General features: G+C 64.1%; 17 protein-coding genes. 13 read left to right on the plus strand and 4 right to left on the minus strand.

Annotation, left to right across the window (positions count from 1 at the left end; all coding sequences use genetic code 11):
* Positions 1-144: 144 nt before the first annotated feature.
* The 3 genes from B5J99_RS08900 (at position 145) to B5J99_RS19515 (ending at position 3,013) form a co-directional block, all read left to right on the plus strand.
* Positions 145-651 (plus strand): DUF3237 domain-containing protein, encoded by a 507-nt coding sequence (locus B5J99_RS08900; RefSeq protein WP_117352215.1) that lies wholly within the window; start codon positions 145-147, stop codon positions 649-651.
* A 106-nt stretch (positions 652-757) separates the two neighbouring features.
* A complete protein-coding gene (locus B5J99_RS08905; protein WP_117352216.1) occupies positions 758-2,143 on the plus strand; it encodes a protein arginine N-methyltransferase in 1,386 nt (461 codons plus the stop codon).
* A gap of 528 nt (positions 2,144-2,671) precedes the next feature.
* Positions 2,672-3,013, plus strand: a complete 342-nt coding sequence (locus B5J99_RS19515; RefSeq protein WP_162892529.1) for a hypothetical protein — start codon at positions 2,672-2,674, stop codon at positions 3,011-3,013.
* Between the two features lie 67 nt (positions 3,014-3,080).
* Here B5J99_RS19515 and B5J99_RS08910 read toward each other — a convergent pair whose 3' ends face one another.
* On the minus strand, positions 3,081-3,683 hold the full coding sequence (locus B5J99_RS08910) for an HNH endonuclease (protein WP_117352217.1): 603 nt from the start codon (positions 3,681-3,683) through the stop codon (positions 3,081-3,083).
* A 208-nt stretch (positions 3,684-3,891) separates the two neighbouring features.
* On the opposite strand from B5J99_RS08910, the gene gluQRS reads away from it, so the two are divergent.
* The 5 genes from gluQRS (at position 3,892) to egtD (ending at position 7,991) form a co-directional block, all read left to right on the plus strand.
* Positions 3,892-4,773: a tRNA glutamyl-Q(34) synthetase GluQRS gene (gluQRS, locus tag B5J99_RS08915; RefSeq protein ID WP_117353428.1), complete on the plus strand. Its 882-nt coding sequence runs from the start codon at positions 3,892-3,894 to the stop codon at positions 4,771-4,773.
* The gene (locus tag B5J99_RS08920; RefSeq protein ID WP_054133511.1) at positions 4,770-4,991 is read left to right on the plus strand and encodes an HIG1 domain-containing protein; all 222 of its coding nucleotides are present in this window, start codon (positions 4,770-4,772) and stop codon (positions 4,989-4,991) included. Before gluQRS ends, B5J99_RS08920 begins: the two co-directional genes overlap by 4 nt.
* A 25-nt stretch (positions 4,992-5,016) precedes the next feature.
* Positions 5,017-5,580 (plus strand): cob(I)yrinic acid a,c-diamide adenosyltransferase, encoded by a 564-nt coding sequence (locus B5J99_RS08925; protein WP_054133510.1) that lies wholly within the window; start codon positions 5,017-5,019, stop codon positions 5,578-5,580.
* Between the two features lie 135 nt (positions 5,581-5,715).
* Positions 5,716-6,975, plus strand: coding sequence for an ergothioneine biosynthesis protein EgtB (gene egtB, locus B5J99_RS08930; RefSeq protein ID WP_117353429.1), 1,260 nt, complete (start codon positions 5,716-5,718; stop codon positions 6,973-6,975).
* Between the two features lie 23 nt (positions 6,976-6,998).
* On the plus strand, positions 6,999-7,991 hold the full coding sequence (gene egtD, locus B5J99_RS08935) for an L-histidine N(alpha)-methyltransferase (protein ID WP_245991834.1): 993 nt from the start codon (positions 6,999-7,001) through the stop codon (positions 7,989-7,991).
* 158 nt (positions 7,992-8,149) lie between these two features.
* Here the strand turns inward: egtD and B5J99_RS08940 are convergent, their stop codons facing one another.
* Entirely contained in the window at positions 8,150-9,595 is a 1,446-nt protein-coding gene (locus B5J99_RS08940) for a M20/M25/M40 family metallo-hydrolase (RefSeq protein ID WP_245991837.1), read from the minus strand.
* 78 nt (positions 9,596-9,673) lie between these two features.
* On the opposite strand from B5J99_RS08940, the gene ispG reads away from it, so the two are divergent.
* From ispG to B5J99_RS19990, 4 genes are all read left to right on the plus strand, one after another.
* Positions 9,674-10,825: a flavodoxin-dependent (E)-4-hydroxy-3-methylbut-2-enyl-diphosphate synthase gene (ispG, locus tag B5J99_RS08945; protein ID WP_054133508.1), complete on the plus strand. Its 1,152-nt coding sequence runs from the start codon at positions 9,674-9,676 to the stop codon at positions 10,823-10,825.
* A 4-nt stretch (positions 10,826-10,829) separates the two neighbouring features.
* Positions 10,830-11,153, plus strand: a complete 324-nt coding sequence (locus B5J99_RS08950) for a DMT family transporter (RefSeq protein WP_054133507.1) — start codon at positions 10,830-10,832, stop codon at positions 11,151-11,153.
* 4 nt (positions 11,154-11,157) lie between these two features.
* Complete coding sequence (locus B5J99_RS08955; RefSeq protein ID WP_117352219.1) at positions 11,158-11,655, plus strand: GNAT family N-acetyltransferase; 498 nt, start codon at positions 11,158-11,160, stop codon at positions 11,653-11,655.
* 218 nt (positions 11,656-11,873) lie between these two features.
* Positions 11,874-12,002, plus strand: a complete 129-nt coding sequence (locus B5J99_RS19990; protein ID WP_281273080.1) for a hypothetical protein — start codon at positions 11,874-11,876, stop codon at positions 12,000-12,002.
* A 7-nt stretch (positions 12,003-12,009) separates the two neighbouring features.
* On the opposite strand, the gene B5J99_RS08960 is transcribed toward B5J99_RS19990, so the two are convergent.
* Together B5J99_RS08960 and B5J99_RS08965 are read right to left on the minus strand one after the other, a co-directional pair.
* Entirely contained in the window at positions 12,010-12,738 is a 729-nt protein-coding gene (locus tag B5J99_RS08960; RefSeq protein WP_197275706.1) for a ParA family protein, read from the minus strand.
* 13 nt (positions 12,739-12,751) lie between these two features.
* Positions 12,752-13,816: an alpha/beta fold hydrolase gene (locus B5J99_RS08965; protein WP_117352220.1), complete on the minus strand. Its 1,065-nt coding sequence runs from the start codon at positions 13,814-13,816 to the stop codon at positions 12,752-12,754.
* A 233-nt stretch (positions 13,817-14,049) separates the two neighbouring features.
* Between B5J99_RS08965 and B5J99_RS08970 the strand changes: the two genes are divergently transcribed.
* On the plus strand, positions 14,050-16,224 hold the full coding sequence (locus B5J99_RS08970) for a TonB-dependent receptor (RefSeq protein ID WP_245991839.1): 2,175 nt from the start codon (positions 14,050-14,052) through the stop codon (positions 16,222-16,224).
* Positions 16,225-16,243 lie beyond the last annotated feature (19 nt).

Consider the following 16,243-nt stretch of genomic DNA (forward strand, 5'->3'; position numbering starts at 1 on the left):
AGAGTCAAGGAACACCGTGAGGGCCAGAAAACCCGAAAAGGGAATCCGCGCCGGTGGCCTTCGTAAAAGTGCCCGTGACGACCGAAGTCGATGCCGTCAAATTAGCGGTTGCGTCGGCTTGCGAGGTCGGGATATATTCATTGAATGATCAACGAAAATCCTGACGCCCCGCCGATGGCCGCTGCGCCATCCGCCCCACCGCCAACGCTCGAATATGTCTTTTCGCTGCGCGGAATGATCGATTCGCCGCAGGAACAGGGGGAGATCGACGGCAAGCGCAAACGCTTCATTCCCGTCAACAGTGGCATCGTCTACGGTCCCCGCCTCACCGGAAAGGGGCTTGGCGGTGGAGGCGACTGGCAGGCGATCGGCTCCGACGGGCGCACGGATGTGTGGGCGCGCTATCAGATCCAGGCCAGCGACGGCACGGTGATCGGTGTCGTCAACAGCGGCGTCCGCACCGCCACGCCTGAAGTGACCAGGAAGCTGACCGAGGGCGAAGATGTGGACCCTTCGCTGTATTATTTCCGTACCACCCCGCGTTTCGAGGTGGTTGCGGGCCCCCATGACTGGTTGAACCGTCACGTCTTCATCGCGCGCGGAATCCGCAAACCCGACCATGTGGTCATTGATTTCTACATGGTGCTTTAAGGGCCAGACCGACCCTCGCACCCCTGCGGCCTGCCCGGTTACGCTTTGTTAACCCTGCTCGTTAATAGTCCGGCAAATTGTCTTAACGCCGCTTTACGGGGGGATTATGCCGGATACCGCACACGAGATCGTCAGCGCTCGGACCCTGTTGCAAGAGGCAATGCAGCTCCAGGAGGCGGGCAATCTCGCGGCGGCCGAACCGCGCTATCGGATGGTGGTGGAGCAGGGCTATCGCACGATCGAGGTGCTTCCGATTCTCGCCGGAATTCTGGGCCATCGCGGCGCGACCGACGAGGCGCTCGAGGCATGGGACATGCTGCTCGCGCTCGATCCCGATCATGCGGTGGCACATCACGAAAAGGGGCTGATCTACAGCCGTACCGGGCGTCCGAACGAGGCGATCACCGCGCTGCAGGCAAGCTGCATAGCCGATACCGCCAACCCCATCGCCGCCAACAACCTTGCGGTCATGCTCTCCGATGCAGGCCGCAAGGGAGAAGCTCTTGACCAGTTCCGCCGCGCGCTCGCGCTGCAGCCGGGCAACATCCATATCGAACACCAGATCCGGCGGCTGAGCGCCGATCTCGTGCCGTTCTGGCATATCCCGATGCTCAACGACGTGCGCCGCAACGATGCGTTCGAGGCCGCGATCCGCGCTGCCATTGCACAGGCAGGACCCAACGCTCGCGTGCTCGACATCGGCACCGGCAGCGGGCTGCTCTCGATGATGGCCGCGCGCGCAGGGGCGCAATCGGTCACCGCGTGCGAGGTGGTGCCGGCGATCGCCGACATGGCGCGCCAGATCATCGCTGACAACGGCTATTCGGACGCGATCACCGTCCACACCGCGCCTTCGACCGAGCTCGAGATCGGCGAGCATCTGGATGAGCGCGCCGACATCCTGGTCTCCGAAATCCTCTCATCCGACCTGCTGACCGAGCATGTCATCGACACCTTCGAGGATGCGCATGCGCGGCTGCTGAAAGAAGATGCCATCGTCATCCCGCGCGCGGCGTCTGCTATCGGCTGCCTGGTCGAAAGTCCGGTGCTTGCGGACTATGTCTTCGTCGATCAGGTTTCGGGCTTCGACCTGTCGCGCTTCGGCGCGCTCGCCTCGCCGAAGCTGCCGATCCACGGCACGATGACCGACTGGCGCAGGCTCTCGGCGGACGTCGAACTGGTCAGCATCGACCTCACCCGCAAGGCCCACGCCAGCGACCTGCATCTGCTCGAAATCGACGTGCTCGCCGACGGCATCGCCACCGGCATCGTCCAGTGGATGCATGTCGATCTGGCCGATGGCGTGACCTTCGACAACCACCCCGATGGCTATACCGATGGCGGCTGGCTGCAGATGCTGCACAATTTCCCCGAGCCGATCGTGGTCCAGGCGGGCGATGTGCTGAATGTCGCGGTGGGGCATGACCGGGTGACGCTGATCGTGCGTCCGCTCGATGTGGTGGCTGCGGCTGCGCAGGCGCAGGTGGCGTAACGCATAGGTGGGAATGCGCACTCTAAACTCCCCTCCCTCAAAGGAAGGGGCTGGGGATGGGTCAGCAACGCTGGCGATTTCACGCAACGCCGCTCGCTGCCGCTCGCACCCACCCCTAACCCCTCCCTTGCAGGGAGGGGAACGCGTTCCGTTTCTTTGTTGTGATCCGGCCATTTAGCGGACATGGCCACCAACCAGCCCCGTTCAGCCTGAGCCTGTCGAAGGCCACGCACCCACGCTGGGCGTATAGCGGGGCCTTCGACAAGCTCAGGCTGAGCGGACGGGGGCAATGCGAAGCCTTCTGCCGCAACACATGCACCAGCCCGGTCCCCTGCGAAGGCAGGGGCCCATCACCCGACCGTTGTGGCGGGTGCAAGGGCAGGAGATGGATGCCTGCCTCCGCAGGCAAGCGGAAGAAGGCTAACGGCAATGGATGGCCCGACGTCTGCTACTGAGGCTAACTAGAAAAACCCGCCATTCTTGAATCGACCCCATTGCAGTCATTCATGCTCCGTGTTCAGATAACGTATGAGCCGTTGGATATCGACCGTCTGCGTTTTCGCGCTGGCTGCTTGCGTAATGCTTGCGGTTCTTTGGCTTCGCGCTGAAAGTCGCCTTCGTCAGTTGCAACAAGAAGTTCGATACACGCTCGATGCGCCGTCGGAGCGCAGGGCCTATCTGCTCAAAGCTCGCTCCGAGCGTAGCAACGTGAGTAAGATCGAAGCCCTGCTTTTTCCTATCACCGTTTCTTTCCCAGATCGTCATTGTGTGGAGTTGAGACCGCGCTGGGGCGTCACGGGTGGCACAAGCATTACATGCTTCTCGAACGAAACGGGTAAAATCCTAAGCCACAACAATATTGGCGAATGAACGGCAGCTTCCCACCCAGTTTCACCCAACAAGCACAATCGGAAGCCATCCCAAGACCGTTCCCCCCTCAAGCCTCCAGTTCGACATCCCAATACAGCCAGTCGTGCCAGCTATCGTGCAGATAGTTCGGCGGAAACGCCCGTCCGCGTTCCTGTAGTTGCCAGCTGGTCGGGCGGATCGGGGGGACCATCAGGCGCATGTTGGCTTGCGCGGGAGTGCGCCCGCCCTTGCGCATGTTGCACGGGGCGCAGGCGGTGGCGACGTTCTGCCAGGTGGTCTTGCCCCCCAGCCGGCGGGGGACGACGTGGTCGAAGGTGAGCTGGTGCGGGGATCCGCAATACTGGCAGTGGAAGCGGTCGCGCAGGAACAGGTTGAAGCGGGTGAAGGCGGGGTATTCGGACGGCTTCACATATTGCTTGAGCGCAATCACCGACGGGATCTTCATCTGGATCGTCGGCGAATGCACCTCGCGCTCATAGGTCTCGATGACATCGACGCGGTCGAGGAAGATCGCCTTGATCGCGGTCTGCCACGGCCACAGGCTGAGCGGATAATAGCTCAAGGGGGTGTAATCGGCGTTGAGAACGAGGGCGGGGCAGCTATCCGGGTGCCGGATAAAGTCGGGGTGCGGGTCCCGAAGGGCCCGTTCGATCAAATCGGGATGAAACATGGTCGGCTTAAACCCTCTCCCATTCGTCCGCGCTGCTTCCTATAAACCGTGTTGCGTGACAGCCCCATGACAAAAACGTGATAACCGGATTTACGGTTAATCAGCATGAGGCGGCCGCACAGGTCAAGAGGGCGCTGCCACAATATATGGTGATAAGTTGGCGCATTACACCCAAGGGAAAGATGGCCCCGATGCGGACGCCAGCGAGGTGACCGCTGAGGCGCGTGTCCGCACCCGTTTTGCGCCCAGCCCCAATGGCGCGCTGCACCTGGGGCATGCCTATGCTGCGATGCGCGCGCATGATTTCGCGCGCGAACGGGGCGGCGAATTCCTGCTGCGGATCGAGGATATCGACGGGGTACGCTCGCGCCCCGAGCTGGTCGAGGGGATCTTTGCCGATCTGCGCTGGCTGGGGCTGGATTGGGACGGCGATGTGCTGTTCCAGTCCTCGCGACTTGCCGCGTATGACGCGGCGCTGGAGCGGTTGAAGGCGCGCGGGCTGGTCTACCCCTGCTTCTGCACCCGCAGCCAGATTGCAGCCGCAGGCGCGCAGCCAGGGCCCGATGGCCTTGTCTATCCCGGCACCTGCCGCTTGCTAGACGAGGCGGAGCGCGGGAGGCGGATGCGAAATGAACCGCATGCCTGGCGGCTGGACATGGCGCGCGCGATTGCCGAGACCGGCGCGCTCGTCTGGCACGATCTCGAAGCCGGCGATCAACCCGCGCGGCCAGAGCTGTTCGGCGATGTCGTGCTGGCGCGCAAGGATGCGCCGGCGAGCTATCATCTCGCGGTCACGCTTGACGATGCGCACCAGCAGATCAGCCATGTGGTGCGCGGGCGCGACCTGTTTGCCGCTAGCCATGTCCACCGTCTGCTGCAGGCGCTGCTCGGCCTGCCGGTGCCGCTCTATCTGCACCATGATCTTCTCGCCGGAGCCGATGGCCGCAAGCTTGCCAAGAGCGAAGGCGCCGCAGCTTTGGCGGCACTGCGCGAGGCCGGAGAGGACGGGGCGGCGCTGCTCGATAATTTGAGAAAAAATCACCTTCCGTCTGGCATTTCCCGGGTTCACGCCTCATATAGCTTGCCATGAACGTCATCATCATCCTTGCGATTGTCGCTCTGGCAATCATGGTCCTGGTCAGCCTCGTGCGCGGCCTCGTCTCCTTCATCCAGATGACCGAGGAAGACCTCAAATCGCCCGGGGTCGGACGCAGCCACCAGATGCAGAACAAGATGATGTTTGCCCGCGTCAAATATCAGGCGATGGCGATCGCTGCCGTCGCAGTGCTGATGCTGGTCAACCGCTGAGCCTTCGGGGCTTGGGGGACAGCTGATGGTCAAGCTCAACAAGATCTACACCCGCACCGGCGATGACGGCACGTCGGGCCTGGTCGATGGTTCGCGCGTTCCCAAGGACTGCGCGCGGATGGCTGCGATCGGCGATATCGACGAGCTGAACAGCGCGCTCGGCCTTGCGGTCGTGGCGCTGGGCGACAGCGAATTCACCGCCGATCTGGTGCGCGTCCAGAACGACCTGTTCGATCTGGGCGCCGATATCGCGACCCCGGGCGAGGATTTCGAGCCCTCCGAAATGGTGCTGAGGATCGTGCCGTCGCAGGTCGACTGGATCGAGACGCGGATCGATGCGGTGAATGACAGCCTTCCGCCGTTGCGCAGCTTCATCCTGCCTGGTGGCAGCCCCGGCGCCGCCGCGGTGCATCTCGCCCGGTCGATTGCACGGCGCGCCGAGCGCACCCTGGTCGCCGCCTCGCACGAGGGATCGATCAATCCCGCAGCCCGTATGTACATCAACCGGCTGTCGGACTTCCTGTTCGTCCTCGCACGCCGGATCAACAACGGCGATGATCCGCTCTGGGTTCCGGGCGCTTCTCGCTGAGTTTTTCGTTACCCCCGCGTAGGCGGGGGTCCCGCTTTGTAATCGCCAGACAAGTTAGCGGGATTCCCGCGTTCGCGGGAATGACGAAGCGGCTGAAGTGACCACTGATAGTTTCACGGGGAAGACATGACGACCATGAGCGCCACCGCCCTTTCTCATGAGGCACCCGCCACCGCCTTGACCAATCTGTTCGCGCACGTCCGCAGGCTCAGCCTGGCATTGGCCGAGCCCCTGTCCGACGCCGATGCCACCGTCCAGTCGATGGACGATGCCTCGCCCGCCAAATGGCATCTGGCGCACACCAGCTGGTTCTTCGAAACCTTCGTGCTGCGCGATCACGTGGCGGGATATGAGGCGTTCGATCCCGACTTCCATTTCCTGTTCAACAGCTATTACGAGGCCGAAGGCGCGCGGCATGCGCGCAACCATCGCGGGCTGCTCACCCGGCCATCGCTCGACCACATTCGCGCCTATCGTGCGCATGTCGATGCGGCGATGCTGGAGGCGATGCCAACCTTGAGTAACGATGCGCTGGCGCTGGTCGAACTGGGGCTGAACCACGAGCAGCAGCACCAGGAGCTCTTGCTGACCGACATCCTGCACCTGTTTGCGCAGAACCCGCTGTTTCCGGCGATCTGGCCTGCCGCGCCGATGCCTGCGGTCGAGCCACGGCCGGTCGAATGGATAGAAGGGCCCGTCGGCCAGGTCGAGATCGGCCATGGCGGCGATCGCTTCGCCTTCGATTGCGAAGGTCCGCGCCATGCGGTGCTGCTGACCCCCTACGCCCTGGCCAGCCGCCCGGTGACCAATGGCGAATGGGCCGCGTTCATCGCCGATGGCGGCTACGCCCAGTCGCGCCACTGGCTCGCCGATGGCTGGGCCTGGGTGCAGGCCAATGGCATCGACGCGCCGCTCTACTGGCGCAAGGACGAGGACGGGCACTGGCAGCAATTCGGGCTCGATGGCCTGCGCAGCGTCGATCCTTCGGCACCGGTCTGCCATATCAGCCTTTACGAGGCCGATGCCTATGCCGCGTGGGCAGGCGCAAGGCTTCCGACCGAGGCGGAGTGGGAGGCGATTGCCGCGAGCCACGATCCGCTGGGCGGCAACCAGCTGGATGCCGCTGGCCCGGTGCGGCCGCGCGCCGATGCGGCAGACGCGCTGTTCGGCAACGTCTGGCAGTGGACCGGCAGCGCCTATCGCCCCTATCCCGGCTTCAAGCCCGCTGAGGGCGCGGTCGGCGAGTACAACGGCAAGTTCATGTCGGGCCGGTTCGTGCTGCGCGGCAGCAGCTGTGCAACCCCGCGCGGCTCTGTGCGTCCCAGTTATCGCAACTTCTTCTACCCCCATCAGCGCTGGCAGTTCACCGGGCTCAGACTGGCGCGGGATCTGTAACGACAATTCAGGAGACCAGCCCCGTGCCCAGCAGTGCCCAGGCGATCGAAGCACCATCCACTGTCTCCCGAACTTCGGCTGATCCTGCCTTCAGCGCGGATGTGCTCGCCTGCTTCCGTAGCCCCCGCCGCGCGATTCCGGCGCGCTGGCTGTATGACCTTGCAGGCTCGGAGCTGTTCGAGGCGATCACCAACCTGCCCGAATACTACCCCACCCGCACCGAAACCGCGCTGCTCGAACGATATTGCGGCGAGGTTGCCGCGCATGGCGGCGCGGGACGCGCGGTAGTCGAATTCGGATCGGGCTCCTCGGTCAAGACACCGCATCTGCTGCGCGCGGTGCAGGGCGAACATTATGTCCCGATCGACATCTCGGGCGATTTCCTGCGCGATTCAGCCTCGGCGCTTGCCGCCGATTTTCCCGAGCTCGCGGTGCATCCGCTCGAGGGAGATTTCATGCGCCCGCTCAAGCTGCCCGATGCGGTGGCGGGCGTGCCCAAGCTGGGCTTCTTCCCCGGATCGACCATCGGCAACATGGTGGCGCGCAGCTCGGTCGATCTGCTCCGATCGATGCGCGAGACGATGGGCGAGGGGTCGATGCTGCTGATCGGCATGGACCGGATCAAGTCACCCGACATCCTGATACCGGCGTATGACGATGCGCAGGGCGTCACCGGCGAGTTCAACCTCAACCTGCTGCGCCGGATCAACCGCGAGCTCGACGCCGACATCCCGGTCGAGCATTTTGCCCATGTCGCGCGCTGGAACGACAGCTATGCGCGGATCGAGATGCATCTCGAAGCGCAGGCCGACATGACGTTCGAGGTGCTGGGCGAACGCTTCAGCATGGCCGAGGGCGAGACGATCCACACCGAGAACAGCCACAAATACGGCCCCCGCGATGCGCGGCTGCTGCTGCGCGCCGGCGGCTGGACGATGTGCCACGAATGGACCGACCCCGACGACTGGTTTGCGCTGATCCTGGCCGAAGCGAAGCCGTTCCAGACCGCGCCGTGACGATCGGCGCCGGAAGACCTCTCGTTCCCATTGTCATAACGCACCGACGTTCCTGATCGTTACCCCCGCGCAGGCGTGAGGCCTGCTTCCGCGCGCAACGCGCAAGATAGCGGGATTCCCGCGTTCGCGGGAATGACGTTGGATGGCTTGAATCGCCTCTAGCGTGCCAGATGCTTGAGGATCAGGTACCAGTGATCCAGCCCGGCGTAGAAATCCTCGACCCGGATGCGTTCATTGAGGCCGTGCGCGAACATGTCGGCATCGCGCATCGCAGCGCCGCTGATCGCCACGGTGTTCATCCCCAGCGCGCGATAGTGCATGCCATCAGTGCCACCCGATTCCATGTACGGCGCGATGATCAGGCCGGGGAACCGCGGGTGCACGCCCGCCTTCACCGCCGCGAGCACCTCCGGAGTCAGCGTGGATGCAGGTGCCTCGACCACATCGGTGGCGAGCTTGAACACTACCTTGTCGTTCGCGATCACCTTCTTGAGCGTCGCCTCGGCCGCCGCAGCGCCGCCTTCGCCCGGGAAGATGCGGCAATTGACCGTCGCTGTCGCCGATTGCGGCAGCGCGTTTTCGGCGTGGCCACCCTTGAGCATCGTCGCAACGCAGGTGGTCGAGAGCAGATTGGCAGTGGTGGGTGAGGCAAGCAATGTCGCGCGTGCGGCCTCGTCCGCCGGGTTGCGTGAAAATGCCAGCATCGCCTCGCCCAGCGGGCCGGGGGTGATCTTGCCCATTTCGGCGAAGGATCCGCGGGTGATCGCATTGTCGCGCACCTCGAAGCGATAGGCCTCGATTGCCTTCAGCGCCGATGCGAGTTCGTAGATCGCATTGTCCTTGCGCGGGCGCGAGGAGTGGCCGCCGGGGTTGGTGACGGTGAGTTCGAAGGTCGCGAAGGTCTTTTCCGCCGCCTGCACCCCGAACAGGATCGGCTTGTAATCCTCGGTCAGCCGCACGCCGCCGGCATCGCCGTTGAGCACCAGCGCTGGCTTGATCGTCTCGGCGACCAGCTTTGCCTGCGCGCGGGTGGTGATCATCCCGGTTTCCTCGTCGCCCGAAAAGACGAGGTAGAGGTCGCGGCTGGGCGCCCAGCCTTCCTGCTTCAGCCGGAGGAAAGTGTGCGAGAGGCTGGCGATACCGTATTTGTTGTCGAGCGTGCCGCGCCCGAAGAAATAGCCGTCCTCCTCGGTCAGCGTGAACGGAGGGCGCTCCCAGTCCTCGGGCAGCGCCTCGACGACATCCATGTGCCCCAGCAGCACAACCGGTCCCGCCTTGGGCTTGCCCTTGGCGGCATAGCGCACGATCAGACCCTGGGTCGGCTCGCCCGCGCTGTCGTAATCGGTGACCGAGATATCGGTCTCGGCAAAGCCGGCCTTGACGAACTCGCCCTTGAGATACGCCACCATGGCAGGCACCTGCTTGTGCCCGCGCGCGGTGCGGAAGCCGATGATGTTGCGATACAGCTCGCGCGCCGCTTGTTCGTGCGCGCTGCGCTGGGGGGTGGAAGCCTGAGCCTGGGTCTGGGCACAAGCGGGAAGCGCGGTTGTCCCCGCCAGCGCCATCAGGCTGCTTGCCAGCGCCAGTTTGATCATCATCTTCATGCCGATACCCATCCCCTGATCTCTCGCCAAAGCGCATCGAAGCGACTATAGCGGTGTCACACTCTTGGAGAGCAATTTATGTCGGCCCACAACCCTTCTCTGCGTCCCTGGCGGGATATCGACCGGCGCAAGTGCCGCCAGATCATGGTGGGCAACGTTCCGGTCGGCGGAGATGCACCGGTCACGGTGCAGACGATGACCAACACGCTGACATCCGATGCGCGCGCCACGATCGACCAGATCCGCCGCTGCGAGGAAGCGGGCGTGGACATCATCCGCGTGTCGTGCCCCGATGTCGAATCCACCGCCGCGATGAAGCAGATCACCCGCGCCGCCAAGGTACCGATCGTCGCGGACATCCATTTTCACTACAAGCGCGCGCTTGAAGCTGCCGATGCCGGCGCGGCGTGCCTGCGCATCAACCCCGGCAATATCGGATCGTCCGACCGGGTGCGCGAGGTCGTCAACGCGGCCAAAGCCAATGGCTGCGCGATCCGCATCGGTGTCAACGCCGGCAGCCTCGAAAAGGACCTGCTGGAGAAATATGGCGAGCCGTGCCCCGAGGCACTGGTCGAAAGCGCGCTCGACCATATCAAGCTGCTGCAGGACCATGATTTCCACGAGTTCAAGGTCGCGGTAAAAGCGAGCGACGTGTTCCTTGCCGTGGCGGCGTACCAGCAGCTCGCCGATGCGGTGGATTGCCCGCTGCACCTCGGAATCACCGAGGCGGGCGGACTGATCGGCGGCACGGTCAAGAGCGCGATCGGCATCGGCAACCTGCTCTGGGCAGGGATCGGCGATACCATTCGAGTCTCGCTTTCGGCCGAGCCCGAAGAAGAGGTGCGCGTCGGCTATGAGATCCTCAAGTCGCTGGGCATCCGTACCCGGGGCGTGCGCATCGTCAGCTGCCCCAGCTGCGCGCGGCAGGGCTTCGATGTCATCCGCACCGTGCAGAAGCTCGAGGAACGGCTGCAGCACATCAACACGCCATTGTCGCTGTCGGTGCTGGGGTGTGTCGTCAACGGCCCGGGCGAGGCGCGCGAGACCGATATCGGCCTGACCGGCGGCGGCAAGGGCAAGCACATGGTGTACCTCTCGGGCATCACCGATCACACGGTCGAGGACGAGGGCATGGTCGATCACATCGTCCGGCTGGTCGAGGCCAAGGCCGCCGAGATCGAGGCCGAAACCAGCGATGCGGGAAATGCCGAGCCGGTAGCGGCCGAATAGCCCAATGAGTGCCTGGTTGCTATTGCTTGGCGCCGGCTTGTTCGAAGTCGGCTTCACCACCTGCATGCGCTATTCGAACGGCTTTCGCGAGATCGGCTGGACGGCGGGCTTCATGGTATGCGCGTTCCTGAGCTTCAGCCTGCTCGACAAAGCGGCCAAGGTCATCCCGTTGGGAACGGCCTATGCGGTATGGGTCGGAATCGGCGCAGTGGGAACGCTGGCGGTGGGGGTCGCAACCGGCGCGGAATCGCTCGGCATCGTCCGGATGGCGCTGGTGGCGGGGCTGATCGCCTGCGTGGTAGGCCTCAAATTTGCCGGGAATCATTGAACACATGCAGACACAAAAGAACGCGCCCGTCACCATTCGTCCGGCGCGGCCCGGCGACGAGGCCGACATTCTGCGCATGGTCGTGGCGCTGGCGGTGTACGAGCGAGAGCCCGACGCGGTGAAGGCGACCGAGCCATCGCTCAAGGCCACGCTCTTCGGCGACGACCCCCAGGTGTTTGCGCATCTGGCTGAACTGGACGGCGAGATCGTCGGGCTCGCCTTGTGGTTCCTCACCTATTCGACCTGGACCGGCGCGCCCTCGCTGTATCTGGAGGACCTGTTCGTCGCAGATGCCGCGCGCGGCACCGGCACCGGACGTGCGCTGCTCTCCACGCTGGCGCGCGAGGCCAAGTCGCGCGGCTGTGCGCGGATGGACTGGGCGGTGCTGGACTGGAACGACAAGGCCAAGCAATTCTATCGCCATATCGGCGCGCACCATTCGGTCGGCTGGGAGCCCTGGCGGATCGAGGGCGAGGCACTCGAGGCGCTGGCCGCCGGCTAGGCGCACCCAGCCTGTGCACATGTGCACCCACGTGCCATCTCGGCCTGTCGTTGGGGGATCGGGCGTGTCTTGCCTTGGCGCAGCACCGCAGCCTTCCCGTGCTGACCGCCGACCGACAATCGAATGGCCTCGACCTTGGCATCGACATCCATCTCGTCCGCTGAGACGCGCCGCGCACATTAACCGCTTGTTAGAGCCTTGACGCGCATGCTCGCAGCATGAGCAAAGCCCGCGCCCTCATTGCCCGCCCGATACCCGAAGCTGCATTCATTGCGGTCCTGCGCTTCGTGATGGTCTCGGGCTGCGCCACTGCGCTGATTCTCGCGCGCTACCCGCTGCCGCTCTGATCCGGCTTCAGCCGGCAAGCTTGCGCTCGATTCCCTGCCAGAGCTTGGCATAGGCCTGCGCCGCCGGGCTTCTGGCATCGAACGCTCCCACCGGCATCCGCTCTTCTGCCATCCGCTCGACCGCGCTCGCCATTGGAATGACCGGCCAGTCGGGATATTTCTCCAGCGCCGCCTTGTGCAGCGCCCGCCTGCGATCGACCATCACGAACACCGGCAGCATCGGCGCATGTCGGCCGGATTTGCCGTCGAGATAGGCCTGCACCTCGACGAAGGCCCGTTGCGACAGCGGCGAGGGGATGATCGGCACGATCACCAGATCGGCCGCGCGCAGCACCTGATCCGAGGTTTCGCTGAGTCCCGGCGGGCAATCGAGGATGATCCGGTCATAGGTCTTGCCCAGACCATCTAGCAGCTTTTTGAGGCGCTTGGCCTTTCCGATCTCGAACAGCAGCCGGTCCAGCCCGCGCAAGGAGTGGTCGGCGGCGAGCAGGTCCAGCCCTGCTATCCGCGAGGGGCGTACCAGCTTGTCCGCCGAGACATCGCGCGCGAAGATCGACCGCGCCTCGTCCTTGACCGCGCGGTCATCGCCGATCAGGTGGCTGGCTGCACCCTGGGGGTCGAGATCCCACAGCAGCGTCCGCCGCGCCGAAAGCACCGCAGAGCACCAGGCCAGGTTCACCGCGCTGGTGGTCTTGCCCACGCCGCCCTTCAGATTGTAGACGGCAATGCTGTGCATCCGCTCCCCCATGTCAGCCCCCGGGAGCCGCAGCCGGTGTTGCTGCCGGTTCGGCGGGGGCGGCGCCTTCCCCAGGGTTGGCCAGACCCTCTCTAGGATCGGATTGTGTCACCGCTGTTGCAGGCAGGTTGAGCCCGGTTTTCTCGAGCCAGGCCCTGAAATCCGCGACGGTGCGCACCGGGTCCTCCTCCATCGGAATGTGGCCGAGGTCGTCATAGACGACGACGGTCTCGTTGGGCAGCTGGCGCGCGAACCAGGTGGCATTGGCCAGCGGGATCAGCGTGTCCTTCTTGCCCCACAGGATCAGCGAAGGCATCGTCAGGCCCGCGAACTCCAGCGCGTTTGCCGGTTTGCGCGGGAAATCGCCGCGTGCCACGGTCGCCTCGCGGTTGCCGGGGTGGCGCAGCAGCTTCCAGTACAGGTCGACCATCTCGGGGGTGATCTTGGCAGGATCGGCGACCGATTGTTCCAGGCTCTGCTTGATGATGACGCGGGGCGTGAAGATCTTCAGGATCGGGCGGACAGCCGCGCTCTGCGCCAGGCGAAAACCGATCGGGATCTTGGTGGGCTTGGCGTCAGGCGCGCCTGAGGCGTCGATCAGAACCAGCCCGGCCACCCTTTTGGGATAGGCCAGCGCCATGTTCCACGCGACCCAGCCGCCCATCGAGTTGCCCGCAACGACATAACGGGCGATGCCCAGCTTGTTCATCACTTCGGCGCCGGTGTCGCGAAAGGCTTCGGTGCTGTAGTCTTCCTTGACCTGCGCGCCGGTGAGGCCATGGCCCGGCTGATCATACCGCACCACGCGATAATCCGCCTTCAGCGCATCAACCCAGCCATCCCAGGTGTGCAGCGAGGCATTCGATCCATGGATCAGCAAGATGGCGGGCGCATCGCGTGGGCCTTCATCGCGGATGTGCACGCTCTGGCCATTGGGCAGCTCGATGAACTGCGAGGGCGGCTGGCCATATTGCGCCTGCAGCTCGCTCGGCTCGATGTCGGGCGCATAGCCCCAGATGCCGAGGCCGATGATCGCGATCAGCAGAAGGATAAGCAGCCATTTCAGGAATTTGAACATCGCAGGCGTGGTCCTTGCGGCAAGGGGCAGGGGATATTGGAGCGAAGTCTAGATGCAATGGCATGCGAGTGCCAGCCCATTGCCGCGCCGCGCGTTCTGAGCATTTCAGCCCAAGTTTTCTATTGCAGTTAAGAATGCCTATCATTAGGCGAAAACTTGCTGCGAACGAGAATCGCTGGCAGCCGGCGGCAAGCCGATCGACCTGAACATCGACCTCAAAAAGGGGCAAACCCATGAAATCCAGTTTTGCGCGCGCCGTCAGCACGATGGCCATGGTGTGGGCTGGAGCCGTGGCATTGCCCGCTGCCGCGACCGAGGCAACGGCAGTTGCAGCTGCTGCCGCAGACGCCGCAGGCACCGAAGCGGTCGATGCCGAATCCGATGCCGACCGGCGCGAGATCATCGTTACCGGACGCAACGAGGGGTATCTTGCGCTCGACATAGTCCGCGCGTCCAAGACCCCGACGTCCCTGGTCGATATCCCGCAGGCGATCTCGGTCTATACCCGCGAGCAGATCGAGGATCAGGCGCTGCAGGACCTCGCCGATGTGCTGCGCTACACCCCCGGCGTTTCGACCAATCAGGGCGAGGGCCACCGCGATCAGATCTCGATCCGCGGGCAGGACACGACCGCGGACTTCTTCGTCGATGGCATCCGCGACGACGTCCAGTATTACCGCCCGCTCTACAATCTCGAGCGCGTCGAGGTTCTCAAGGGATCGAACGCCCTGCTGTTCGGTCGCGGCGGCGGTGGCGGGGTAGTCAACCGAGTCACCAAGACCCCGGTGCTCGACGAGACCTTCTATGGTGGCTCGGCCTCGGTCGACAGCTTCGGCGCCTTTGCACTGACCAGCGACATCAATGCGGCTCTGGGCGAAAGCGTCGGCCTGCGGCTCAATGCGATGTACGAGGAGTTCGACAATCACCGCGACGTGTTCGAGGGCAACCGCATCGCGATCAACCCGACCGCAGGTTTCCGCATCGGTGAAAAGTCGCGTCTGGTGCTGTCCTACGAATATGTCGATGACGACCGCATCGTCGATCGCGGCATTCCTGCGGCCACCGGCGGGACAGTCGCCAATCCGGCGGGCCCGGTGCGCGGTTTCTACCGCACCTTTTTCGGTTCGCCCGAACTCAACACCACGACGCTGGAAGCGCACATCCTGCGCGGGCGGTTCGAGCACGATTTCACCGACAATCTGCGCTACGACATGACGGTCCAGTATGCGGATTTCGACAAGGCCTACAGCAATCTGTTCGCTGCGGCGAGCAATCTGGCCGCAGGACGGGTGACGCTCGATTCCTATCGCGATGCCACCCGGCGCGAGAATTTCTTCGTGCAGGGCAATCTGGTGTGGACCGAGCAAACCGGGGCGATCAGCCACACCCTGCTTGCGGGCTATGAATATGGCGACCAGCGCTCTGCCAACAGCCGCCAGAACGGGCGGTTCGCGACCAGCGGCACCAATATCGCGACCTTCGCGTTCACCGACCCGCTGGTCATCCCCGCGATCACCTTTCCGGTCAACAACCGCAACACCGTCTCGGACGTCACCTTCTATTCGGTCTATCTGCAGGACCAGATCGGCCTCGGCGATCATTTCGATGTCGTGCTCGGCGCGCGCTATGATCGGTTCGAAATCGACGTCAACGACATCCAGGCCGGCCGCCAGCTCAGCCGTACCGATACCGAATGGTCGCCCCGTGTCGGGCTGATCTTCAAGCCGCTCGAGCAGGTGTCGATCTATGCGAGCTACACAAAGACCTTCCTGCCGCGCTCGGGCGACCAGTTCCTCACCCTGACGCCCGCGCAGGCGACGCTGGCCCCCGAAGCGTTCGACAACTACGAATTCGGCGCCAAATGGGACATCGCGGCCAACCTGCGCGTGTCAGCGGCGGTGTTCCAGCTCGACCGTGAAAACGGCGTGGTGGTCGATCCCGCCAACCCCGCCAACTCGCTGATCACCGGCAGCCGGACCCGCGGCTTCGAAGCGCAGCTGACCGGTCAGGTCATGCCCGGCTGGCAGGTGAATGCGGGCTATTCCTATCTCGATGCCGATGAACGCGGGCGGGTCGTTGCAGGCGCTGTCGCCAACCGGGCGATCGGCCAGGTGCCGCGCCATCTTGCCAGCCTGTGGAACCGCTATGATGTCAACGACCGGCTGGGCTTCGGCCTGGGCGTCACGCATCAGGCCAGCCAGTTCGCCAGTATCTCAAACATCGTGCGGCTGCCCGCTTTCACCCGCGTCGATGCTGCGGTCTTCTTCAAGCTGACCGATCAGATCGAAGCGCAGGTCAATGTCGAGAACCTGTTCGACGAGCGATATTTCCCCGCCTCGCACAACGACAACAACATCACCACGGGCGAGCCGGTCAACGCGCGCTTCACGGTGCGGGCGCGCTTCTGATCGCGCCCGACCGTGGCTG

The sequence above is a fragment of the Blastomonas fulva genome (assembly GCF_003431825.1).
GTDB lineage: Bacteria > Pseudomonadota > Alphaproteobacteria > Sphingomonadales > Sphingomonadaceae > Blastomonas > Blastomonas fulva.

Coding starts and splice junctions, on each gene's coding strand:
- B5J99_RS08940 (WP_245991837.1), bottom strand. CDS start 9,595: ATGAAGATGATGATCAAACTGGCGCTGGCAAGCAGCCTGATGGCGCTG.
- egtB (WP_117353429.1), top strand. CDS start 5,716: ATGAGCGCCACCGCCCTTTCTCATGAGGCACCCGCCACCGCCTTGACC.
- B5J99_RS08900 (WP_117352215.1), top strand. CDS start 145: ATGATCAACGAAAATCCTGACGCCCCGCCGATGGCCGCTGCGCCATCC.
- B5J99_RS08965 (WP_117352220.1), bottom strand. CDS start 13,816: ATGTTCAAATTCCTGAAATGGCTGCTTATCCTTCTGCTGATCGCGATC.
- B5J99_RS08970 (WP_245991839.1), top strand. CDS start 14,050: ATGAAATCCAGTTTTGCGCGCGCCGTCAGCACGATGGCCATGGTGTGG.
- B5J99_RS08910 (WP_117352217.1), bottom strand. CDS start 3,683: ATGTTTCATCCCGATTTGATCGAACGGGCCCTTCGGGACCCGCACCCC.
- B5J99_RS08950 (WP_054133507.1), top strand. CDS start 10,830: ATGAGTGCCTGGTTGCTATTGCTTGGCGCCGGCTTGTTCGAAGTCGGC.
- B5J99_RS08905 (WP_117352216.1), top strand. CDS start 758: ATGCCGGATACCGCACACGAGATCGTCAGCGCTCGGACCCTGTTGCAA.
- B5J99_RS19515 (WP_162892529.1), top strand. CDS start 2,672: ATGAGCCGTTGGATATCGACCGTCTGCGTTTTCGCGCTGGCTGCTTGC.
- B5J99_RS19990 (WP_281273080.1), top strand. CDS start 11,874: ATGAGCAAAGCCCGCGCCCTCATTGCCCGCCCGATACCCGAAGCTGCA.
- B5J99_RS08960 (WP_197275706.1), bottom strand. CDS start 12,738: ATGCACAGCATTGCCGTCTACAATCTGAAGGGCGGCGTGGGCAAGACC.
- B5J99_RS08955 (WP_117352219.1), top strand. CDS start 11,158: ATGCAGACACAAAAGAACGCGCCCGTCACCATTCGTCCGGCGCGGCCC.
- ispG (WP_054133508.1), top strand. CDS start 9,674: ATGTCGGCCCACAACCCTTCTCTGCGTCCCTGGCGGGATATCGACCGG.
- B5J99_RS08920 (WP_054133511.1), top strand. CDS start 4,770: ATGAACGTCATCATCATCCTTGCGATTGTCGCTCTGGCAATCATGGTC.
- B5J99_RS08925 (WP_054133510.1), top strand. CDS start 5,017: ATGGTCAAGCTCAACAAGATCTACACCCGCACCGGCGATGACGGCACG.